The organism is Streptomyces sp. NPDC055962 (genome assembly GCF_042270185.1).
Lineage (GTDB): Bacteria > Actinomycetota > Actinomycetes > Streptomycetales > Streptomycetaceae > Streptomyces.
Genome location: NZ_JBHJYN010000006.1, coordinates 42874 through 64243, shown reverse-complemented (window position 1 = coordinate 64243; position 21370 = coordinate 42874). Strand labels below are relative to the sequence as shown.

The following is a 21370-nucleotide window of genomic DNA, read 5'->3' as shown; positions in this document are numbered from 1 at the left end:
GTGTACCTCCCTCTTGTCCGCTGCTGCGAGGTGTCTCGCTCGAGTGCGCAACGAGGCGGGCGGCGAACGGTTCTCGTCCGCCGGGCATCGGGCGACCGTGGGAATTCTCCGACCGTCCCGGCCGTGTCGGCCGCCCGGCGGCGCCCGCCGGGCCAGCATGGCGGTCCGAGCTCCCGGAGGTTGTGATGAACGCGCCGACACAGGTGCCCACGGACAGCACGCGGGTGACAGCCGTCCCCGATCTGGCCGACCCGGCCTTCTGGCGGCTGCCAAGGTCCGAACGTCTGTCCGCCTTCGCACGGCTGAGGGAACTGGGGGCACCGGTCCGCTTCACGCCCCGTACGGGGTCGCGCACCCCGTTCCACGCGCTGGTGACGCACGCGGACGTGAAGGCGGCCAGCAGGCAGCCGCAGGTGTTCGCCAGCGCGCCCGGGGTCACCTTCCCGGAGCCCGCGCGCTGGGCCAAGGCAGTGTTCGGCAACTCCATGGTCAACATGGACGGCGCCGAGCACTCCGGGCTGCGCAGGACCATCTCACGCGCCTTCACCCCGAGGCTGCTCGCCGCAGCCGAGGAGAACATCGGCGCCGTCGCCCGGCGGCTGGTGGACGAGATGTCCGCCGAGGGCCCGGGCGACTTCATGCGCTCGGCGCCCGCCCGTATGCCGTTCGAGGTGATCTGCGACCTGATGGGCATCCCCGCGCGGCACCGGGCCGCCATCGCGGCGCGCATCGACCACGCCTCGGAGTACGTCGGGGTGCAGAGGCGCGGGCGCGCCCGGCTGCGGGTGCCGGGGCGCGGCCTGCGCTCACTGGCCCGCATGCAGCTGGAGATGGCGGGCATCGCCCGCGAGAGGCGCCGCGTCCCGGCGGACGACGTGATCTCCGCCCTGGTCCGTGCGGACGTCGGCGGACGGGCACTGTCCTCGCGTCAGCTCGGCGCGTTCTTCTCGCTGCTGCTCGTGGCCGGTGTGGAGACCACCAGGAACGCCATCGCCCATGGGCTGGTGCTCCTCAGCGCGCATCCGGAGCAGCGCGCGCTCCTGGAGTCCGACTTCGAGCGCCACGCCGACGGCGCGGTCGACGAGATCGTCCGCCATTCGACGCCGATCATCCAGTTCCGCCGGACGGTGGCGGCCGAATGCGCGATCGGCGGCCACACCTTTCTGCCCGGGGAGAAGGTCGTCCTTCTCTACGCGTCCGCCAACCGCGACGCGTCCGTCTTCGACGATCCCGATTCCTTCGACATCACCCGGTCCCCCAATCCGCACCTCGGATACGGCGGCGGGGGTCCTCACCACTGCCTGGGGGCGCATCTGGCGAAACTGGAGATGAAGGCGCTCTTCCGGGAGATGCTCACACGGCTGGACGGCATCCGGACCTCGGCCGAACCGGTCCTGGTCGATTCGAATTTCGACAATCGCGTCGGCTCACTTCCCTTCACCTTCGAAAAGGTCACCCGAACGGCCCGCTCCGAACCGCCGCGTGTCGCTAATGGTCTATTCACGGGCGGTCCCACCGCCCATTGTTGAATCTTTCTCCTTAGGGTCGACAAGGTCGAAGACAGGCCGCAATCCAAGGAGGAGCCGTGCCGGTACAGCGCCGTCTCATCAATTTCGGCATCGGGGCGACCGCCTTCTGCCTCCTCGTGGGCGGCGCGGTCCTCACCGACCACGACGGCTCGGACACGCAGGCCGGGAAGGGCTCCGGGCGGGGGGTGCCCGCACCGGACGGGACCACCGCCATCGGCGCCTATCTGCACTACGGGCCGGAGGGCGTCCAGCGGATGGGAGAGCTGTCGCGCTGGCTCGGCGGTACGGAACTGCGCGTCGGGCACAGCTACCTCCCGGGCGACCTGTGGGAGAACATCGAGGGACGCCCGGGCTTCCTCGCCTCCTGGGCGGCCTGGCGCAGGGCCGCCGACGACCGGATGTTCGTGCTCAACACCCCGATGCTGGAGCGGAACGAGGAGCGCGTCTCCGACAGCGAGGTGCGCGGTCTGCTGAGGGCAGGCGCCGCGGGAGAGTTCGACGCCCACTTCCGCAGGCTCGCCGAGCGGCTCGTCCTGCTGGGCGTGCCGGACACCGTGATCGTCCTCGGCTGGGAGATGAACGGGACCACGTACACGCACCGGTGCGGTCCCGACCCGGTGGCGTGGAAGGCGTACTGGACTCGTATCGTCACTGCGATGCGGTCGGTGTCCGGCCAGGAGTTCCGCTTCGACTTCGCACCGAGCAGGGGACGGGACGCCGTGCCGTGGACGGAGTGCTATCCGGGTGACGAGGTCGTGGACATCATCGGGATGGACTCCTACGACCAGCCTCCGGCACGGACCTTCGACGAGCAGGTCAACGAGCCGTACGGCCTGCAGAAGCAGGTCGATTTCGCGGCCGAGCACGGCAAGCCGATCTCCTTCCCCGAGTGGGGCCTCTTCCGCAACGGCGACAACCCCGAGTACATGCGCCGCATGCTGGAGTGGATCGACCTGCACGAACCGGTGTACCAGACGATCACGGACTACTGCCCGCACGGTGTGTGGCAGTGCGCGGAGAACCCGGAGTCCTCACGGGTGTTCCGCGAGATGCTGAGTGGGCTGCCGGACGCCGAGCCCTCCACGCCCGCCACCGACCCGAGCGGGACGCCGACGGCGCCCAAGCCCGACAAGCCCACGCCGACCGTTCCCGCCCCGGACCCGAACGGGCTCGGATGGTGCATCACCGTCCCGCTGAGCGACTGGTTCGGCCAGTGGCTCAGCGACCGTGAGTTCTGCGTGCGCGACTGAGCGGTCGCGGGCGTGGGTTGGCTGCGGGGCCGCGCCTCACCATCCGGTCCACAGCAGGTGGTTGACGAGAAGGGCCACGGCGGCCTGGGCGGTGAGCCAGCCGCGCCGGCCACGGGTGGGCAGCAGGGCGGTGGCGGGCAGCAGCCAGACCATGAACGGCTGCCAGATGCGTTCGGTCTCGGCCTTGCTCATCCCGGACAGGTCGGCGACGAGCAGGGCCAGGAGCGCGGTCAGGGTGACGAGGGACAGCCGTTGCACGGCGGTGGTGGTGCCTGAGGGCAGGGCGCGTACGGCGGCGGGGGCGGCGGCCGCCGTACGGCGCAGCCCGGCGACGGCTGCGAGGCCCACGGCAAGGGTGGTGCAGGCGAGGTTCGCCCACACCCAGTAGGAGTAGGGCCGGACTCCGCCCGCGCCCTGGTAGTAGCGCTCGACCAGCAGGTGGTAGGCCTCCCACCAGTTGAATCCCGCCAGGGTGAAGGCCACCGGAGCGGCCAGGGCGCCGACGGCGAACGGGCCGAGGGGGCGCGCCGTACGGGCGATCACCAGGACGGCGGCGAACAGGGCCGCGACGAGCGTCAGGCCGTAGCTGAGGTAGCAGGTGAACCCGAACAGGAGTCCAGAGCCGAGCGCGGCGGCCGCGGGGAACCGGACACCACGGGTGGCGGCGAGGGCCAGCAGGGCGACGGACCATGCGGCGACCGCGGCGAAGTAGCCGTCCGCGGAGGTTCCTGTCCAGACCGCGAAGGGGGCGAGGACGAGGAACGGCGCCGCCCGCCGGGCGAGCTGTTCGCCCGTCAGGGCGCGCAGCGCGACCATGACGGCCACCGCGGCGGAGCCGCCGAGCACGATGCACCACATCCCCGCCCAGGCCCCGCCCCCGAGGCCGATCCGGTCCAGGCCGACGAAGGTGAGCGTGGCGCCCGGCGGGTGTCCGGCCACATGGGCGGGCCAGTTGCCGGGCGGGCCGATCACGATGTGGTCGGTGAATCCGCGCAGGGCCGATCCGATGTCGTCGAAGCGGTCGATCACCCGCAGGTACTCGTGTTTGGTGGTCAGCCGGCGGGCGACTCCCCGGTACCAGCCCTCGATGAGGGCCAGCGAGAGGATCCAGGCCACGGAGGCGGCCCACGAGGCCAGGAGGAGCCGGCGCCAGGGGAGTTGCTCCGCGACGCGGGGGCCGTACGCGACGACCGCCACCGCCACGGCGAGCGCGGCGGGGGTGCCCGGGCCGATGTGAGGGTCCCAGGAGGCCAGCAGCGGGGGCCAGTGGACCTGCAGGCTGCCGTTGCTCCGCTGGACGGCCCATCCCACGGCACAGGCCACGGCCACCAGCAGGACTCCCCCGGCCGCGGCCGTCAGGTCCCGGCGGCCGCCCGTACGGCTCACGGGCACGGTGGGGCGGGCGGGTCCGGCAGGATCGAGCGGCCGGACGGGGTCGGTGCGTTCCTCGGTCGTCACGCAGGCACGCTACGCACCGGACGGGCCTCCGGTGCGGTGCGACGCAGCCGCGTCACAGAACCGTCAGATCCCGCGACGGGAGGCACGGGGCCACAACGGCGACGTCAGACTTTCGTCAGGAGTCGCAACCGGGCCGCAGCGGTGTCCTCGGCTTAACGTCGGTCCATGGGCGACACACGGCGAAAAGCCGCAGCACATCTCTCCTCCCTGCCCCTGCCCACGGAACCCGCCTCCTGGCGGAGCCCGGTGCGCGGGGTCAGGTTCACGGCGGTACTCGGTGTGGTGCTCCTCGCCGGTCTCACCCTGATGTTCGTGACGGGACTGTTCTCGTACGCGGCGTACAACCCCGGTCTGGCCGCCGTGAACGACAAGACGCCGGACAAGGGGTGGCTGGGCTTCTACCTGTTCGACTGGCCGACGGGCCCCCACTGGCTGTACCGGCTGAACCAGGGGGTGCACGTCACGCTCGGCATCGTGCTCGTGCCGGTGCTGCTCGCCAAGCTGTGGTCGGTGGTCCCGAAGCTCTTCAGGCTGCCGCCGGCACGGTCGGTGGGACACGCCCTGGAGCGTCTCTCCCTGCTGCTGCTGGTGGGCGGCGCCCTCTTCGAGTTCCTCACCGGGCTGCTCAACATCCAGTTGGAGTACGTCTTCCCCGGTTCGTTCTATCCGCTGCACTTCTACGGGGCCTGGGTCTTCTTCGCCGCGTTCGCCGCCCATACGGCGCTGAAGCTCCCCCGGGCGCTGCGCGTGCTGCGCGCCGGGATCCCCCCGGGTGAGAAGGACGAACTGGCGTCACCTGACCCTGCCGAGCCGACCGTCTCCCGGCGCGGGGCGCTGGCGATGGTGGGCACCGGGTCACTGCTCCTCCTGCTCACCTCGGCGGGCCGGAGCTTCGACCCGCTGCGGAAGACCGCTCTGCTGACCCCGCGCGGCGGCGCCGATCCGGGGCCGGGGCCGAACGGCTTCCAGATCAACAAGACGGCCGCGAAGGCCGGCATCGTGCCGGCCGACACGGGGGAACGCTGGCGGCTGACCGTGGTCGGACCGGCCGGGGAGATCCGTCTCTCGCGGGAACAGCTCGCAGCCATGGCGCAGTTCAGCGCGGCCCTGCCGATCGCGTGCGTGGAGGGCTGGTCGACCTCCGACCAGTGGTGGCGCGGGGTGCGGCTGCGCGATCTCGCCGGGCTCGCGGGGTACGGGGACGACGCGCCGGGGGTGCTGGTGGAGTCGCTCCAGCGCAGCGGGCCGTTCCGGACCGTCGCGCTCCGGGACAACCAGGTGCGCGACGGCCGGTCGCTGCTGGCGCTGGGCGTCAACGGCGAGACGCTGTCGATGGACCACGGCTACCCGGCGCGCGTCATCGTGCCCGCCGCCCCCGGCGTGATGAACACCAAATGGGTGACCCGTCTGACGTTCGGAGAGCTGTGATGAGGGTGTTCCGCAGGTGGTACGGAGAAGGGCCCCTGCACCTGCTGCTGATGGCCGCGTCGTTCGCCCTCGCGGGCTACGCGGCGGTGCGGCTGCTGGACGGGGACACCTTCCTGATCGTGGTGTGGTTCGTCGGCGCAGCGCTCGTCCACGACCTGGTGCTGGTGCCGCTGTACACGGCGGCGGACCGGGCGCTGCGGGTGCCCCGAGCGCGACGGTCCGGCCTGGTCGGCTTCGTACGCGTACCGCTGTTCCTGTCCGGCCTGCTGCTGCTCGTGTGGTTCCCGCTGATCGTGGGCGGCTCCGGGCGTTACGAGCTGGCGAGCGGGATGTCGTCCGGCAGGTTCCTGGGGAACTGGCTGCTGATCACGGCCGCGCTGTTCGCCGTGTCGGCCCTCTGGCTCGTGCTGCGCACCGTGCGCGCCCGCCGCAGGGCCAGGAAGGGACGGCTGTCGGCCACCCACTGATCGGCTGCCTTCCAGCCGTCGGACCGCGCGTAGGCGAGGAGGGCGGACACGCCGACCCTGGCCCAGGGGAAGTGAGGGGTGGCCCCTGCCGTCCCCCGGCCGTCGTCGAGCCGCACCTGCACCTGCTCGTCCACGTCGTGGGCGGCCGCCTCGGTGATCAGGAGACCCCCCGGCGCCAGCAGGGCCGCGACCCGGCGGAGCAGCGCCCGGGGGTCTCCGCCGATCCCGATGTTGCCGTCGATGAGCAGGGCGGTGCCCCAGCGTCCCTCGCCCGGCAGAGGTTCGAAGACGCTCCGCCGGAGCGCCGATCCCCCGAGCCGCTGGGTGTGTCCGATGGCCGCCTCGCTCACGTCGATGCCCAGGGCGCGGTGCCCGCGCGCGGCCAGCGCCGCGACCAGCCGGCCCGGGCCGCAGCCGATGTCGATGACCGGGCCCTCGCTGCGGCGGAGCGCCGACAGGTCGGCGTCGTCGGCGTCCGCGCACCAGCGTTCGACGTCCAGCGGCAGCAGCCAGCCGTCCGAACGGCGCAGGAAGAGCGGACCGCGTCCCCTGCTCAGTGCACGGGCGTACGGGTCGGTCGACCAGGCGGCGGGGCCGGCGCCCGTCGCGGGTGTCACCGTGCTCATCGGACCACCGGCCGGCCCAGACGGGAGAGGGCTGCCGCGAACCGTCCGTCGGGGGCCTCGGCGGCGACGCTCAGGGCGTCGTCGGCGGTGTCCACGTCGCGCAGTTCCGCGAGGTCCCGGACGGTGAGGCCCGCGTCCGCCAGGCGGGCGCGCTGGAGTCCTCCCGTGTACGGGAGGGACATCGGGACGCCCTGTACGAGACCGGGGTCGGGCGCGGCCATGCCGAGGGCCCAGAAGCCGCCGTCCTCGGCGGGTCCGAACCAGGCGTCGCAGCCGTCCCAGGCATCCGGGGCGAGCGCGGGAGCGAGGTGGGTCGCGGTGATCTGAGGGGTGTCCATGCCGATGAGGAGGGCAGGTCCCGCACACCCGCCGAAGGCCTCGGCGATCCGCCGGTCGAGCGTGCCCGCGCTCTGCGGCACCACGTCGAATCCCCCGGGCAGCCAGGGGCCGGGGCTCCCTTCGAGGACGAGGACACGCCGCAGGGCGGGCAGGGTGAGCACGGTCCGCAGGGTGTCCTCGAGGGAGGCGGCGGCGAGTTCGGCCGCCTCCTCGGGACTGAACGGCGGTGTGAGGCGGGTCTTGACGCGGCCGGGAACCGGTTCCTTCGCGATGACCAGGAGTGTCGTCGTCCCGGTGGGAGGCAGGGGGGTGCTCATCGTGACACCTCCGCGCGGACGTCGCGCACCGCCGTCCGCCGCGGCTCCCGCAGCACCGCGCGCATGTCCCGTACGGCGTGCCAGGTGCCACGCCAGGTACCCGTGACCTTCGACCTTCCGGTTCTGGGCGCGTACGGCACGTCCGTCTCGGCGACACGCAGTCCCGCGTCCGAGGCGCGCACCACCATCTGCAGCGGGTAGCCGCTGCGGCGGTCCGTCAGGTCCAGTGCGAGCAGCGCCTCGCGGCGTGCGGCCCGCATCGGCCCGAGGTCGTGCAGGCGCAGGCCGGTGCGGTCGCGGAGCATCCGGGACAGGGCGAAGTTGCCGGCCCGCGCGTGGGCGGGCCAGGCGCCTCGGCCCGTGGGGCGGCGCCTGCCGAGGATCAGGTCGCTCTCGCCGTCGACGATCCGCCGGACGAAGCCGGCGAGCAGGGCCGGGTCGAGGGAGCCGTCGCAGTCGCAGAAGCAGACGAACTCCGCGTCGGCGGCGAGCAGCCCCGCGTGGCAGGCGGCGCCGAAGCCCCGGCGGGGTTCGTCCACGACGGTCGCGCCGAGGGAGCGGGCGATGTCCGCCGATCCGTCGGTGGAACCGTTGTCGACGACGATGGCCCGCCACCCGGCCGGGATACGGGCCATCACCAGGGGCAGGGCCGCGGCCTCGTCGAGACAGGGCAGGACGATGTCGGCGCGGACGGAGTCTGTGGCGTCAGCCGGAGAAGTGTCGGTCACGTCGATCACCCTACGGAGCAGAATCGGGCATTTCGGTCTTCAGGTTCTTACGAAACGTGGACGTCGACCGTGTGGCGGCCGATGGCCCGTCCGTACGAGCGGCCGGCAGTGCCACAGTGGACGGCATGCAGAACTTCTCCTCCCCTGCGGACACGCGCGCCGCGACGCCTCCGCGCCCCCGTGACGGGGGCCCGCGCGGGCACGTGCTCGTCGTGGACGACGATCCGACCGTCGCCGAGGTCGCCAGCGGCTACCTGGAGCGGGCGGGGTACGACGTCGAGCAGGCGGACGCCGGGCCCGCGGCCCTCGCGCGGTTCACCGCGCGGCGGCCCGATCTCGTGGTGCTCGACCTGATGCTGCCCGGCATGGACGGCTTCGAGGTGTGCCGCCGGATGCGCGCGCAGGGGCCGGTGCCCGTCATCATGCTCACCGCGCGGGGGGACGAGGACGACAGGATCCTCGGCCTGGAGACCGGGGCGGACGACTACGTGACGAAGCCGTTCAGCCCGCGCGAGCTCGTCCTGCGTGTCGAGTCCGTCCTGCGCCGGGGGCGGCGGGACGAGGGCGGCTCCCCCGCCGTCCTCGGTGGCGCGGGCCTCCGTCTCGACCCCTCGGCCCGCCGTGCGACGCGCGGCGGCAGGGACCTCGCCCTCACACTCCGCGAGTTCGACCTGCTGGCGTTCCTCCTCGGCCACCCGGGACAGGCGTTCACCCGTGAGGAGCTGATGCGGGAGGTCTGGGGCTGGGACTTCGGCGACCTGTCGACGGTGACGGTCCACGTGCGCCGTCTGCGCGGCAAGGTCGAGGACGACCCCGCCCGCCCCGGGCTGATCCGGACGGTGTGGGGCGTCGGTTACCGCCTGGACATGCCGGCCGACCCCGCTCCCGGGAGCTGAGCGCGTGACCGACATCCTGCTCATCGCGCTGTTCGCCTTCCTCGGCGCCGCAGCGGCCGGGCTGCTGGGCGCGTTCGCCCTGCGGCTGCTGCGGCACCGTCCCCTGGCGGTGTCCCTGACCGTCGTCGCCTCGGTCGCGGTGGCGGCGATGCTGGCCGGGACCCTGACCGTGGCCTGGGCGATGTTCCTCTCACCGCACGATCTGACGGTGGTGACGACCGTCGTCGCCATGGCCGCCGTGGTCTCCCTCGCGACCGCGGTGCTGCTGGGCCGCTGGGTGGCCGCCCGGAGCCGGGACCTGACGCTGGCCGCCCGCTCCTTCGGGGACGGAGGCACGTTCGCCGCCCCGGCCGAACAGCCCACTGCCGAACTCGCCGCGCTGACACGTGAACTGGCGGCCACGAGCGCGAAGCTCGAGAACTCCCGTGAGCGGGAGCGGGCACTGGAGAGCTCGCGCCGGGAGCTCGTGGCCTGGATCTCGCACGACCTGCGGACCCCCCTGACCGGACTGCGCGCCATGTCCGAGGCCCTGGAGGACGGTCTGGCCGTCGACTCCGGCCGCTACCTGCGGCAGATCCGGAAGGAGGTGGAGCGCATGAACGACATGGTCGGCGACCTCTTCGAACTCTCCCGGATCCACGCGGGTTCCCTCACGCTGGCGCCCACCCGGGTCTCCGCCCACGACCTGGTGGGGGACGCCCTCGCCGGGGCTCATCCCCTGGCGCGCGAACACGGGGTACGGCTGGTCGGGGAACGGATCGACGCCGTCCCCGTGGAGGTCGACAGCAAGGAGATGAGCCGGGTCATGGGCAACCTCCTCATCAACGCGATCCGCCGCACCCCCTCGGACGGCACGGTCGCGGTGGCCGCGCGGCGCTCACCGGGCGGGGTCGTGGTCTCGGTCACCGACGAGTGCGGCGGCATCCCGGACGAGGACCTGGCGCGCGTCTTCGACACCGGATGGAGAGGCAGCCACGCCAGGACCCCGCCGGCCGGTGCGGGTCTCGGTCTCGCCATCGTCCGCGGGATCGTCGAGGCGCACGCCGGCCGGACGGACGTACGCAACGTGACGGGCGGCTGCTGCTTCGAGGTCACCCTCCCGGCCGCGGCGGGGGAGATGCCGGCCGTCGCCCCGGCGGCCGGCTGAGCGGCCGTCACCGCCGGAGCGGGGCCCCCGGCGCCACCGGTCCGGCGGCGGCCTGCGTCAGCGTTCCACGGCCGGCGGGCGCTGCTCCCCGGCGGCGCGCAGCGGTGCGGTGGCGAACTCCCGCATCCCCGCGGCGAAGTCCGTCTCCGGCTTCCAGCCGAGCTCGTCACGGAGCCTGCGCGAGTCCGCGGTCACGTGGCGGACGTCCCCGAGCCGGTACTCACCGGTGACGACGGGGTCGGGACCGCCGTGGGCCGCCGACAGGGCCGAGGCCATCTCGCCGATGGTGTGGGGCGTGCCGCTTCCCGTGTTGTACGTGTCGAACGTCCCCGGTGCGCGCTCCCCCAGGGCCGCGAGCGCCACCGCGTTGGCCGCGGCGACATCGCGTACATGCACGAAGTCGCGCCGCTGACGGCCGTCCTCGAACACCCGGGGCGCCTCGCCCCGCGCCAGGGCCGAGCGGAAGAACGAGGCGACCCCGGCGTAGGGGGTGTCGCGCGGCATCCCGGGGCCGTACACGTTGTGGTACCGCAGCGAGACGGCCCGGCCCCCGGTGGCGCGCGCCCAGGCGGAGGCGAGGTGCTCCTGGGCGAGCTTGGTGGCCGCGTAGACGTTGCGGGGGTCCCCGGCCGCGTCCTCGGTGACGAAGCCGGGCACCAGCTCGGCCCCGCAGGCCGGGCACAGCGGTTCGAACCGCCCGGCGTCCAGATCGGGCACCGCCCTCGGACCGGGCCGGACGGAGCCGTGCCGGGGGCAGTCGTACCGCCCTTCGCCGTAGACCACCATCGATCCGGCGAGCACCAGGCCGCGGACCCCCGCCGCGGCCATCCCGGCGAGCAGTACGGCGGTGCCGTGGTCGTTGCATCCGACGTACTCCGGCGCGTCCGCGAAGTCCTTGCCGAGGCCGACCATCGCAGCCTGGTGGCACACGGCGTCGATCCCGGAGAGCGCCCGGGCGACCGCGTCGCCGTCGCGTACGTCCGCGACGATCGTGCGGACGCCGGGCGGAACGTTCCCGGCGAGGGCGGGCCGCTCCCGGGCCGGTCCGTGCGCCGAGGGCAGCAGGGCGTCGAGGACGACGGGCTCGTGCCCGCCGGAGGCAAGGGTCCGGACGATGTACGACCCGATGAAGCCGGCTCCGCCGGTGACCAGTACGCGCATGCCCGCCACGCTAGGCGGACCGGAGGCGGGAGGGGCGGCACGGCACGCCCACGTCACCGGACCGTAAGAACGGCGGGAGCGGCCCGGCCCCATCCGCCGGACGCGCGTTCCGACGCGTCGCTTCCCGATCACCGGGGTCTCTTCGATACTGGGGCCGTACGCACCTGACAAGTCGGCCGGATGCACACTGCCGGCCGGCGCTCCCCCCAGGAGGAACCGTTGCGCATGCTCATCAACGTGCCGGAGACCGTCGTCGCGGACGGACTGCGCGGAATGGCCGCCGCCCACCCGGAGCTCGTCGTGGACGTGGAGAACCGTCTCGTCGTACGGCGCGACGCGCCGGTGGCCGGGAAGGTGGGGCTGGTGTCCGGCGGCGGGTCGGGGCACGAGCCGCTGCACGCGGGGTTCGTCGGGCCCGGGATGCTCTCCGCGGCCTGTCCCGGCGAGGTCTTCACCTCGCCGGTGCCCGATCAGATGGTGCGGGCCGCCGCCGCCGTCGACAGCGGCGCGGGGGTGCTGTTCGTCGTGAAGAACTACACGGGGGACGTCCTGAACTTCGACATGGCCGCGGAGCTCGCGGAGGACGAGGGTGTCCAGGTCGCCCGGGTCCTGGTCGACGACGACGTTGCGGTGGCCGACAGCACGTTCACGGCGGGCCGGCGCGGGACCGGGGCGACGCTGTTCGTCGAGAAGATCGCCGGCGCACTCGCCGACGAGGGCGCGCCGCTGGAGCGTGTGGAGTCCATGGCCCGGCGGGTGAACGAGTCCTCCCGGAGCTTCGGGGTGGCCCTGAGCTCCGTCACGACCCCGGCGAAGGGCACACCGACGTTCGATCTTCCGCCGGGCGAGCTGGAACTGGGGATCGGGATCCACGGTGAACCGGGCCGGGAGCGCCGCCCGATGATGACGTCCGGGGAGATCGCCGATGTCGCGGTCCACGCGGTGCTGGAGGACCTGCGGCCGAGCGGACCCGTGCTGGTGCTGGTCAACGGCATGGGCGCGACACCGCTGCTGGAGCTGTACGGGTTCAATGCCGAGGTGCAGCGGGTGCTGTCGGAGCGGGGCGTGGCGGTGGCTCGTACGCTGGTGGGCAACTACGTGACGTCGCTCGACATGGCGGGCTGCTCGGTGACGCTGTGCCAGGTGGACGAGGAGATGGTGCGGCTCTGGGACGCGCCGGTGGAGACGCCCGCCCTCCGCTGGGGCCGTTGACCGTACTTCCCGCCCTTTCCACCGTGTGTGAGGAACAGGAGATCTTGTGCTCGACACCGATTTCTTCCGTCGCTGGATGACCGCCACCGCGGCCGCCATGGACCGGGAGGCGGACCGGCTGACCGAGCTCGACGCCGCGATCGGGGACGCCGATCACGGGAGCAACATGCGCCGCGGCTTCGCGGCGGTGAGCGACGTCCTCGACAAGGAGGCCCCCACCGGACCGGGCACGGTGCTGACGCTGGCCGGCCGGCACCTGATCTCGACGGTCGGCGGAGCGTCCGGGCCTCTGTACGGGACGCTGCTGCGTCGCACCGGAAAGGCCTTGGGCGACGCGGAGGAAGTGACGCGGGAGCAGCTGGCCGAGGCCCTCGGGGCGGGCGTCGCCGCCGTGGCGCAGCTCGGCGGGGCGCAGGCGGGCGACAAGACGATGCTCGACGCACTGCTCCCCGCGGTCAGGGTGCTGGGCGCCTCGTTCGACCGGGCGCGGGACGCGGCTCTGGAAGGGGCCCTGGAGACCGTGCCGCTGCGCGCGCGCAAGGGCAGGGCCAGTTATCTGGGCGAACGCAGCATCGGGCACCAGGATCCGGGCGCCGCTTCGTCCGCGCTGCTCCTGGCTGCGCTCGCGGAGGCGGCGGGGACGAGCGGCGGGGACGACGCGTGAGCGAGGAGAAGCAGGTCGGGATCGTGCTGGTCTCGCACAGCGGGCCCGTCGCCGAGTCCGTCGTCGAGCTCGCCAAGGGCTTGGCTGCCGGTGGTGCGACGGCTCCCGTGGCGGCTGCGGGAGGCACGTCGGCCGGAGGCCTGGGGACCAGTACGGAGCTGATCGCCGAAGCGGCCCGGAGGGTCGACAGGGGTGCCGGGGTCGCGCTGCTCGTCGACCTCGGCAGCGCCGTCCTCACGGTGAAGTCCATGCTGGCGGAGGGCGGTGAACTGCCGGAGGGGGCACGGCTGGTGGACGCCCCGTTCGTGGAGGGCGCGGTCGCCGCGCTGGTGACCGCGTCGGCGGGAGGCGATCTGGACACGGTGGAGGCGGCCGCCACGGACGCCTACGGGTACCGGAAGGCGTGAGGGACTGCGCCGGGCGCCCCCGCAGGGAGGGACGGCCGGTGCAGGGTGGCCGCACACGGACTCGTGTCCGGCGATTCGGGAGCGCTCCCGTTCCGTATCGGCGTGGAACCCACGGCGCCGGTGCGAGGGCGCGCACGGCTCGGCTGGCCGCCCCATGCGCGCACTCCCCACCGGCCGGACGCGCGCAGGAGAACACCGCACGGCTCCCGGGCGGGTCCGGGAGCCGTGCGGCGATCCGTGCGTGCGGCGATCCGTACGTACGACGATGTGTGCGTGCGACGGGGCGTCAGGCGGCGGGGCGTCAGGCGGCGGGCGCCACCGCCCCGGCCGCGATCCGCACCTGTGCCTGCCGCGTGACGCCGTTGACGGTCACCGCGAGCGTGACGGTGCCGGGCCGGAGCGCGGTGAGCGTCCCCGTCACCGGGTCCAGCGTCGCGATGTGCCGTCCCCGGGCGTCGTCCGTCCTCCCGATACGGAGGTTCGGGGATCCGGTCCAGTCCACGCTGAGCGGGTAGGCGGCCGGCACGGTCCGGGTGCCCTGGGTGACCTGCGCGCCGACCTCGGCGCGCTCCCCCGCGACGAGCGCGGCGGGGACCTCCAGGGTGAGCGCGTCGACGTGGGCGCGGGTCTGGGCGGAGACCCAGTCGGGTCCGCCCCGCCACGGCTCCAGGCGCGCCGCCGCCTGCTGGACGGGCCCCACGCGGTCGACGCCGATCAGGGACCAGCCCGTGAAGCCTCCCTCGTCCGCGGGACCGGCCGGCGCCTTGCCGGAGTTGCCGTTGACCAGATACGGGACCCCGTCCACGTGCGAGGCGTGGAAGACGCCGACATGGCTGCCGACGAGGGCCGCTCCCTTGCCCGTCGTACGCCGGAAGTCGGCGAGCCACCGCTCGACGAGGGCGGCCTCCTTGCGGTCGCCGAGCTGGCTCCCCTTCTGCGCGGTCGGATCGCGCGGCGGCACGTGCTCGATCAGCATCACGGAGCTGACGGACCGGTCCTTCGCCGCCGCGTCCAGCTGGGCACGTACCTCCTTGATCTGGGCGAACCCACCGCCGCGCAGGCTCAGGTTCGACGTGTCGAGTGTGAGGACCCTGGTGCCCTCGTGGTCGAACGTGCGCCGGGCCGGACCGAATTCCGTGAGGAAGTTGTCGATCTTCCCGCCCATCACCTCGTGGTTGCCCGGGACGTAGTACCAGGGCAGCGCGTCACCGAGTTCCTCCTCGAGGATCCGGCGGGCGAAGGCGAGGTCGGCGGGCGACCCCTCGTCGACGAGGTCCCCGTTGACGACCAGGAAGTCGGGCCGCGCCGCCCTGATCTCGCGCAGGGTGCGACGGGCCTGTCCGACGATGGCGCTGTCCGGGTCGCGCGCGACGAACTGGGCGTCGGACATGACGGCGAAGCGCCAGTCACGGCCCTCGGTCACCGCGGCGGTGTCCACCAGCGGATCGACGGGCGGCTCCTGTTCGGGCAGCTCCACGGTGGGCGGCACCTGGGCGGTGAGGTCGTCGACGACGACCTCACCGGTGTACTGCCGGGTGGCGGCCGTCTCGGCGAGGTAGAAGCGGTACACCGACAGCGGGGTCGCCGCACCCGGTGGCACCGCGAAGGTGACCTGCCGCCAGCCGGTCCACGTGAGGTACGGCCCTCGTAGCAGCTGGTCGGATCCGGCGGCGTCCTTGAGGTGCAGGGTCGGCCAGGCTCCGTTGCCGTCCCCCTTGATCCAGAGGGTGAAGGCCTGCGGCTGGCCCTCCACGGCGACGGGCCGCGGCGGTGCGGCGTAGGCGGCACGGGTAGCCGTCGACCGGGTGAAGTCGTAGGTGAGCCGGAGGCCGGTGCCGGTGTGCCCCTCGGGCGTCGCGGCGAGCGATCCGTCCGCGCGGGCCTGGCTGAACGTCCAGGATCCGGCGTCGTCGAAGTCGGACACGGCCTGTTCGGTGAGGCCGACGCTCACGGCGAGCGTGGTGCTCACGCCGGCGACGGTGGCGGTGATCCGGCCCGCCCCGGAGCCGGTGAGGGACCGCACGGTGAAGGACCCCTCGCCGTCGTCGTCGACCGTGAACAGCGTGCGGTCGTAGTCGAGCGTGATGTCACCCGGCTCTACGGGTGCGCTCGTCCCGTGGGCGTCGAATCCGACGATGCCGAAGCTCCCGGCGGCGTCCTTGTCCGCCAGCCCGACGCGCGCGGTGGTCGACCGGATCCGGTCCAGCCGGTCCAGGACGGTGAGCCGGATCGCGCCGTGGGCGCCGGCCCGTTCCGCCCGTACGTCGGTCGTCCCGCCGCGACGGGCGGTGAACGTGCCCCGCGCGTCGGTGCTGCCGACCGAGGGCCTGACGGTACGCCAGCGCGGATCTCCCGCCGCGGGACCGTAGGTCTCGTCGTAGCCGGCGGCGGTGAGCCGGCGGGTCAGGCCGGGGAAGACCCGCTCGGGGTGACCGCCTCGGACGGGGTCGTCGCCGGGGGCCGTACCGGCAGGCGTACGGGTCTCGACCCAGAAGCCCTGGAGCCGGCCGCTGCCGTCGGGCGCGGTCAGGGCGAGGCCGTTGGGGACGGTGCGCTCGCTGCCGTCGGACGGGCTGTTCTCCACCTGGAGCGCGTCGCTGCCCGGCTCACGGGCGACGAGGGTGGAGGAGCCCCCGCCGTCGAGGTTCAGCGCACTGTAGGAACCGGCCTCGCGCATCATCTCGCCCAGCTCGGTGAGGGTGACGCCGCCGCTGTCCGTCTGCCTGCCGTCGACGGTGAGGACCTGCATGGTCCTGCCGTCCTTGGAGAAACCGACGGCGGTACGGGGTGCGGCGGTGTTGTTGCCCTCGCCGTCGTGGTTCTGCGCGGCGCCGTCGACGACGAGGAGTTCCCGACCTCCCACGGCGGTGCGCGGCACGGCTCCGCCGTCGGTGCGCGCCCGGTACGCGATGCCCACCGGGTCACCCGGCCGCAGGGCGGCCAGCAGCCCGGCCCCGGCCTCCCGGCCGACGAGGACCACGGTGTCCTCGGGCACGGGGCCAGATCCCGGCGTGTCCGACCGGGAGACGACCTTGCCGTCGCGCACGGCCACTTCGGCGACGGGCCGCGTGTCGTCGACGGTCGGTGCGCGGTCGGCGCTGCCCCAGGCGGAGGTGTAGGCGCCCACTCCCTGGGCGGGTACGTCCGCCGCGTTGTAGGCGGCGAGCGGGTGTGTGCCGGAGGGAAGGGTCAGGGTGCCCTCGAAGTACAGCTCCAGGACACGGCCGGCGTTCTGCGGCCCGATGCCCACCGCGCGGTTGACACCCGGAGCCGGCGAATGGACCGTCCGGCCGTTCTCGACGCCGGGCCCCAGGGGCGCGCCCGTCTGGTTGATGTCGAAGAAGTCCGCGTTGATGGCGGCGACGGTGCGGCGGCCCTTCCCCGGGTCGTGCCGGGCGGCGAGCTCGGAGACCGGACGCCGGTCGGTGACCTTGCCCGAGGAGAGGTAGTCGGCCTGCACCCCGCTGCCGTCCAGGTCCACGGAGAGGCTGTCGACCCGTAGCCACTTGTCGGACTCGAGACGGTCGTACGAGCTCAGCTCGACGCCGGGCGCGACCGGGCGGGAGGCGCGGGCGGTCTCGATGCCGTCGCCGTCGACGACGGATCTCGCGTCGCCCCGGGAGCCGCTCGCGGCCGGTGGCGCGACGGGTCTGAGGATCTCGGCGGGGGTGTGCGGGCGGGGGTCCGGGGTGGAGTCGGCCGCCGCGGGCGCGACGGCTCCGGCCGCCAGAGCCGTCACGGTCGCCAGCAGCACGAGTGGCCGCAGGGCGGCGCGGAAGGTGCCAAGGCCCACAATTCCTCCTGGTGCGGAGCGGATTGCGCGCGGAATGCGCTGTCGGCGGACAGCATGACCGCGCCGGGTGGGACGCACCAGAGGACAACGGGGACATCAGGGGTAACAGCGTGCGGCGAAGGAGTGACCCCGGCGGGCGCCGATCCTCACGGCGGGGTGGCTGCACCGGCGGCCACGCCACACACTTGACGACATGTCGACAGTCAAGCGCAGTGCCGGAGTTTTGCTCTACCGCGTCGTCCCCGGCGAGGACGGCGGCCGGGACGTCGAGGTGCTGATCGGCCACATGGGCGGACCCTTCTGGGCCCACCGTGAGGCGGCCTTCTGGTCCATCCCCAAGGGGGAGTACGGACCGGACGAGGAGCCCGCCGCCGCAGCGCGCCGGGAGTTCGGGGAGGAACTCGGACTGCCGGTCCCGGACGGCCTCTGGGTGCCGCTGGGCGAGGCGCGCCAGTCCGGCGGCAAGATCGTGACCGTCTGGGCGGTGGAGGCGTGGCTGGATCCCGGCGCGGCCGTGCCGGGCACCTTCACCATGGAGTGGCCGACGGGGTCCGGTGTGCTGTGCGAGTTCCCGGAGCTGGACCGGTTCGCCTGGTGCACCCCGAAGGACGCGCTCGAACGGCTGGTGGCGGGCCAGCGGGCCTTCGTGGAGCGGCTGCTCGCCCACGTGCGGGAGGACGGCACGCCCCCGGAGGCCTAGGTCCTCCCGCACGGGAGGCGGATCCCGGCCGGGTCCGGCTCGACGGACGCTCCGTCACCGCCTCGGTGGACCGGATCCCTCCACGACGCGGCCCGCGCGGAGTTCGAGTCGCCCGCCGGTGAAGCGGCCGCGGAAGCTGCGGTCGTGCGAGACGACCACGACGGCCCCCGCGTACCCGTCGAGTGCGGCTTGCACCTCCTCGACCAGACCGGGAGCGAGGTGGTTCGTCGGCTCGTCCAGGACGAGCAGATCCGCCGGGCGTGTCACGAGTCTGGCCAGGACCAGCCGGCGCTGCTGTCCCACGGAGAGGTCCGCCACCGGCACGGCCAGGTCCTCCGGACGGAACAGGCCGAGGGCCAGCAGGTCGTCCACGTACGCGTCGGGGTGGCCGGGCCGTCCCGCGGCGAAGGTGGCGAGCAGGGAGCGGCGGGTGGGCCGTACGGGAAGCTCCTGCGGCAGATAGCCGATGCGGCCGCGCCGCCGGACCGTACCGGCGTCCGGTGCGAGGTCACCGGCCAGGACCCGCAGGAGCGTGGTCTTCCCCGCGCCGTTGGGCCCGGTGACCAGGAGCCTCCGGCCCGGCTCGACGCGCAGGGACGCCACGTCCAGCCGGGTACCCACGAGGACGGAGTCCAGTTCGACGACGGGCGCGGAGCTCCCCGCCCCCGCCACCGAGGGATCGCCACCGTGGGCGAGGACCGGTTCGGCGGTGAAGCGCAGCGGCAGGGGAGGCGCGGGAACGGGCGAGCGGCGCAGCTCCTCGAGGCGGGCCCTGGCCGCTCCGACCTGGCCCGACAGCTTGGCCTCGTGCGACCTGCGGTGCTTCCCGAAGCCCTGCAGGGGATCCTTCCCGGTGCCCCCGAGGCGCCGCCCGGACGCGCTGACCAGTTCTTCGGCGCGGCGGACCTCGGCCAGCCACTCCTGGTGGTCCTGGGCACGGCGGCGGAGCCCGGCGGCCTTCGCCGTCCGGTAGCCGTCCCAGCCGTCCCCGTAGCGCGAGACGCTCCGCAGGTCACGGTCGACCTCGATGATCACGGTCGTGGTCCGTTCCAGGAACGCCCGGTCATGGGTCACGGCGACCACGGTGCCCCGGTGCGCGCGGAGGTGGTCCTCCAGCCAGCCGACGGCGGCGGCGTCGAGGTGGTTCGTGGGCTCGTCCAGGAGCAGCAGCTCCGGCGCCGCGGCCAGCACGCAGGCCAGGCCCAGCCGGGACTGCTCGCCGCCGGAAAGGGTGCCGAGCACGCGGTCCCGGGTCAGATGGCCGAGTCCGAGGCCGTGCAGTGCGGCATCCGTCCTGGCGTCCGCCTGGTACCCGCCGCGCTCCTCGTACGCCGCCAGCAGGTCCCCGTAGGCCCCGAGCCGGGCCTCGGTGGCATCGCCGGCGGACATCGCCTCCTCCGCCGCGCGGATCAGCTGCTCGAGGGCGCGGAGTTCGGCGAGGGCGGTGTCGACGGCGTCCTGGACCGTGCTGCGGAGGTCGAGGGAGAGGGTCTGGGCGAGGTGACCGGTACCGCCGGGGAAGGCGACGGTGATCTCACCGCTGTCGGGAGCCTCCGCCCCGGCCATCAGGCGGAGCAGGGTGGACTTCCCCGACCCGTTCTCGCCGATGATCCCGGCCTTCTCCCCGGGGCGGACGGTGAGGGACACCTGGTCGAGGACGGGCCGGTCCCCGTAGGTCTTGGAGACGTCGGTCAAGGCCAGTTGGGCGCGGGGGTGCTGAGAAGTCATGGGTGCTTTCCCTGGAGTGACATGCCTCGGCTGCGCGCACAGCGGTGTCACGTGCACGCGTGCGCTGCGGGGCTGGGTGTCGGACGGCGGAAAGGACTGCGGCACACGGTGTGGACCGGGAGGTCACACGGCGACGACCGGCGTCGCGGGTGGCGTGTCCTGCCGTGGATCAGAGAAAGAAGTAGTACGAACCCATGGCGCCATTCTAACCACGGACGGGAGGACGGACCGGGCCTTTCGCCCGCCGGAGAGCAGACCCTCGAACCAGCGCTCGGCACCACCGGACCGCCGGCGCCCGGAGTCACGGGTGCTGCGGCGCGGGCTCGCCCGTCCCGGCGTCCGGGCACGGCGCCGCGCCGCCGGCGGCCGGCGGCCGCTCCAGGACGAGTACGGCGACGTCGTCGCGGCGCACTCCGCCGGAGAACGTCTGCAGGTCGGACTGGAGCTCCTTCAGGACTTCGTCCGGCCCCCGCCCGGCCCAGCGGCCGAGCCGCTCGGCGAACGGGTAGAAGTCGCCCGTGGCGTCCCGCGCCTCGGTCACCCCGTCGGTGAAGACCATGAGGGCGGCGCCCGGGGGGAAGTCGATCCACTCCGCGGTGCGCGCCTCACCACCGAGCTCGGCGATCCCCAGGGGTACGGACGTCCGGTGCAGGTCGACCGCCGAAGCCGCCCCGTCGTGCAGCAGCCACGGCAGCAGGTGGCCGCAGTTCACCGCTCGCACCCGGTCGCCGCCGTCGAAACCGAGCAGCAGGGCGGTGACGAAGCGCTCGGCGTCACCGGTCTCGGCGGAGAACGCGTTGTGCCGGACGACCGCGTCCTCGACCGCGCCGGCCACCGCGGTGAGATCGGGCTCCCTTACCGCCGCCTCCCTGAACGCGCCGAGCGCGGCGAAACCGGTGCCGATCGCGGGCAGGCCCTTGCCCTGCACATCGCCGATGATGACCCGGGTCCCGTGGGGTGACTGCACGACCTCGTAGATGTCTCCGCCGACGAACCGGTCCTCCTCGATCGGCTCGTAGAAGCCGTGGGCACAGACCTGTCGCGTGACGATGGGAAGGGGCCGCAGGATCTGGCGCTGCAGGGCCACGGCGGCCGAGCGCAGCCTCGCCACCTCCGTGGCGTGCCGGATGCGCGCGGCGCAGGCGACGACGCCCAGAGCGCTGGCGAGCGCCGTGAAGCCGATGAGGAAGACCACGTCCCAGAAGGCCCCCGTCGACGCGATCCGGGAGCCGACGACGACGAGCGTGACCCATACCGCCACACCGGTGGTCTGGCGGACCGTGCAGAAGACGGAGGCCAGGGCGGGGAGCACGACCAGGAGCGGGATGAGGGGGAGGTCGTTGCCGGTGAAGGTGTCGAGGAGGACCACCGCGACGGTCAGGAGGAGGAGCCACACCGCGAGCGCCCAGCTCCCGATGCGTGCGTCGCCCGCCGTCGTCTCGGCCGGATCCGCCCCGGGCAGCGGCGCCGTGCGCGCCGCAGACGGGCGCCGGAGTCCCATGACCACGGCAGGCCTCCCG

General features: G+C 73.5%; 17 protein-coding genes. 9 read left to right on the top strand and 8 right to left on the bottom strand.

All coding sequences use genetic code 11. The features are described 5' to 3' along the window. Positions 1–185 precede the first annotated feature (185 nt). Together ACFC51_RS18860 and ACFC51_RS18855 are read left to right on the top strand one after the other, a co-directional pair. The gene (locus ACFC51_RS18860; RefSeq protein ID WP_376370541.1) at positions 186–1529 is read left to right on the top strand and encodes a cytochrome P450; all 1344 of its coding nucleotides are present in this window, start codon (positions 186–188) and stop codon (positions 1527–1529) included. Between the two features lie 56 nt (positions 1530–1585). Next, positions 1586–2779 carry a glycoside hydrolase family 26 protein gene (locus ACFC51_RS18855; protein WP_376529729.1) on the top strand — a complete coding sequence of 398 codons (1194 nt, stop codon included), beginning with the start codon at positions 1586–1588 and terminating at the stop codon, positions 2777–2779. Between the two features lie 36 nt (positions 2780–2815). Here ACFC51_RS18855 and ACFC51_RS18850 read toward each other — a convergent pair whose 3' ends face one another. Beyond that, complete coding sequence (locus ACFC51_RS18850; RefSeq protein WP_376529727.1) at positions 2816–4237, bottom strand: hypothetical protein; 1422 nt, start codon at positions 4235–4237, stop codon at positions 2816–2818. Positions 4238–4402: 165 nt separating this feature from the next. Between ACFC51_RS18850 and ACFC51_RS18845 the strand changes: the two genes are divergently transcribed. After that, positions 4403–5665 carry a molybdopterin-dependent oxidoreductase gene (locus ACFC51_RS18845; protein WP_376529726.1) on the top strand — a complete coding sequence of 421 codons (1263 nt, stop codon included), beginning with the start codon at positions 4403–4405 and terminating at the stop codon, positions 5663–5665. Between the two features lie 310 nt (positions 5666–5975). Here ACFC51_RS18845 and ACFC51_RS18840 read toward each other — a convergent pair whose 3' ends face one another. From ACFC51_RS18840 to ACFC51_RS18830, 3 genes are read right to left on the bottom strand one after another with little or no spacing between them, the layout of a single operon-like run. Next, positions 5976–6758, bottom strand: coding sequence for a class I SAM-dependent methyltransferase (locus ACFC51_RS18840; RefSeq protein WP_376370548.1), 783 nt, complete (start codon positions 6756–6758; stop codon positions 5976–5978). After that, the gene (locus ACFC51_RS18835; protein WP_376529723.1) at positions 6755–7414 is read right to left on the bottom strand and encodes a DUF2064 domain-containing protein; all 660 of its coding nucleotides are present in this window, start codon (positions 7412–7414) and stop codon (positions 6755–6757) included. The genes ACFC51_RS18840 and ACFC51_RS18835 overlap by 4 nt, the downstream gene beginning before the upstream one ends. Continuing rightward, positions 7411–8151 (bottom strand): glycosyltransferase family 2 protein, encoded by a 741-nt coding sequence (locus ACFC51_RS18830; RefSeq protein ID WP_376529720.1) that lies wholly within the window; start codon positions 8149–8151, stop codon positions 7411–7413. Before ACFC51_RS18830 ends, ACFC51_RS18835 begins: the two co-directional genes overlap by 4 nt. Positions 8152–8267: 116 nt before the next feature. Here ACFC51_RS18830 and ACFC51_RS18825 point away from each other — a divergent pair, with 116 nt between their 5' ends. Both ACFC51_RS18825 and ACFC51_RS18820 read left to right on the top strand, forming a co-directional pair. Further along, positions 8268–9038, top strand: a complete 771-nt coding sequence (locus ACFC51_RS18825; protein ID WP_376370551.1) for a response regulator transcription factor — start codon at positions 8268–8270, stop codon at positions 9036–9038. A 4-nt stretch (positions 9039–9042) separates the two neighbouring features. After that, entirely contained in the window at positions 9043–10185 is a 1143-nt protein-coding gene (locus ACFC51_RS18820; protein ID WP_376529718.1) for a sensor histidine kinase, read from the top strand. A 57-nt stretch (positions 10186–10242) separates the two neighbouring features. Here ACFC51_RS18820 and ACFC51_RS18815 read toward each other — a convergent pair whose 3' ends face one another. Beyond that, a complete protein-coding gene (locus ACFC51_RS18815; RefSeq protein ID WP_376370554.1) occupies positions 10243–11346 on the bottom strand; it encodes an NAD-dependent epimerase/dehydratase family protein in 1104 nt (367 codons plus the stop codon). Positions 11347–11565: 219 nt separating this feature from the next. Here ACFC51_RS18815 and dhaK point away from each other — a divergent pair, with 219 nt between their 5' ends. Genes dhaK through ACFC51_RS18800 form a run of 3 tightly spaced genes read left to right on the top strand, consistent with a single transcriptional unit; the run spans position 11566 to position 13629 of the window. Further along, complete coding sequence (gene dhaK / locus ACFC51_RS18810) at positions 11566–12558, top strand: dihydroxyacetone kinase subunit DhaK (RefSeq protein WP_376370555.1); 993 nt, start codon at positions 11566–11568, stop codon at positions 12556–12558. Between the two features lie 46 nt (positions 12559–12604). Further along, entirely contained in the window at positions 12605–13222 is a 618-nt protein-coding gene (gene dhaL, locus ACFC51_RS18805) for a dihydroxyacetone kinase subunit DhaL (protein WP_376529715.1), read from the top strand. Beyond that, positions 13219–13629 (top strand): PTS-dependent dihydroxyacetone kinase phosphotransferase subunit DhaM, encoded by a 411-nt coding sequence (locus tag ACFC51_RS18800; protein ID WP_376370559.1) that lies wholly within the window; start codon positions 13219–13221, stop codon positions 13627–13629. Before dhaL ends, ACFC51_RS18800 begins: the two co-directional genes overlap by 4 nt. 301 nt (positions 13630–13930) lie before the next feature. Here ACFC51_RS18800 and ACFC51_RS18795 read toward each other — a convergent pair whose 3' ends face one another. Beyond that, a complete protein-coding gene (locus ACFC51_RS18795) occupies positions 13931–17422 on the bottom strand; it encodes a phosphodiester glycosidase family protein (protein ID WP_376529713.1) in 3492 nt (1163 codons plus the stop codon). 193 nt (positions 17423–17615) lie between these two features. Here ACFC51_RS18795 and ACFC51_RS18790 point away from each other — a divergent pair, with 193 nt between their 5' ends. Continuing rightward, the gene (locus ACFC51_RS18790) at positions 17616–18122 is read left to right on the top strand and encodes an NUDIX domain-containing protein (protein WP_376529712.1); all 507 of its coding nucleotides are present in this window, start codon (positions 17616–17618) and stop codon (positions 18120–18122) included. 54 nt (positions 18123–18176) lie between these two features. Here the strand turns inward: ACFC51_RS18790 and abc-f are convergent, their stop codons facing one another. Together abc-f and ACFC51_RS18780 are read right to left on the bottom strand one after the other, a co-directional pair. Continuing rightward, on the bottom strand, positions 18177–19850 hold the full coding sequence (gene abc-f, locus ACFC51_RS18785; protein ID WP_376370564.1) for a ribosomal protection-like ABC-F family protein: 1674 nt from the start codon (positions 19848–19850) through the stop codon (positions 18177–18179). Between the two features lie 301 nt (positions 19851–20151). After that, positions 20152–21357: a PP2C family protein-serine/threonine phosphatase gene (locus ACFC51_RS18780; RefSeq protein WP_376529710.1), complete on the bottom strand. Its 1206-nt coding sequence runs from the start codon at positions 21355–21357 to the stop codon at positions 20152–20154. Positions 21358–21370: the final 13 nt, after the last annotated feature.

Excerpts from the sequence above, each read along its gene's own strand:
- ACFC51_RS18860 (WP_376370541.1), top strand. The coding sequence starts at position 186 with ATGAACGCGCCGACACAGGTGCCCACGGACAGCACGCGGGTGACAGCC.
- ACFC51_RS18845 (WP_376529726.1), top strand. The coding sequence starts at position 4,403 with ATGGGCGACACACGGCGAAAAGCCGCAGCACATCTCTCCTCCCTGCCC.
- ACFC51_RS18840 (WP_376370548.1), bottom strand. The coding sequence starts at position 6,758 with ATGAGCACGGTGACACCCGCGACGGGCGCCGGCCCCGCCGCCTGGTCG.
- ACFC51_RS18835 (WP_376529723.1), bottom strand. The coding sequence starts at position 7,414 with ATGAGCACCCCCCTGCCTCCCACCGGGACGACGACACTCCTGGTCATC.
- ACFC51_RS18825 (WP_376370551.1), top strand. The coding sequence starts at position 8,268 with ATGCAGAACTTCTCCTCCCCTGCGGACACGCGCGCCGCGACGCCTCCG.
- ACFC51_RS18815 (WP_376370554.1), bottom strand. The coding sequence starts at position 11,346 with ATGCGCGTACTGGTCACCGGCGGAGCCGGCTTCATCGGGTCGTACATC.
- ACFC51_RS18790 (WP_376529712.1), top strand. The coding sequence starts at position 17,616 with ATGTCGACAGTCAAGCGCAGTGCCGGAGTTTTGCTCTACCGCGTCGTC.
- abc-f (WP_376370564.1), bottom strand. The coding sequence starts at position 19,850 with ATGACTTCTCAGCACCCCCGCGCCCAACTGGCCTTGACCGACGTCTCC.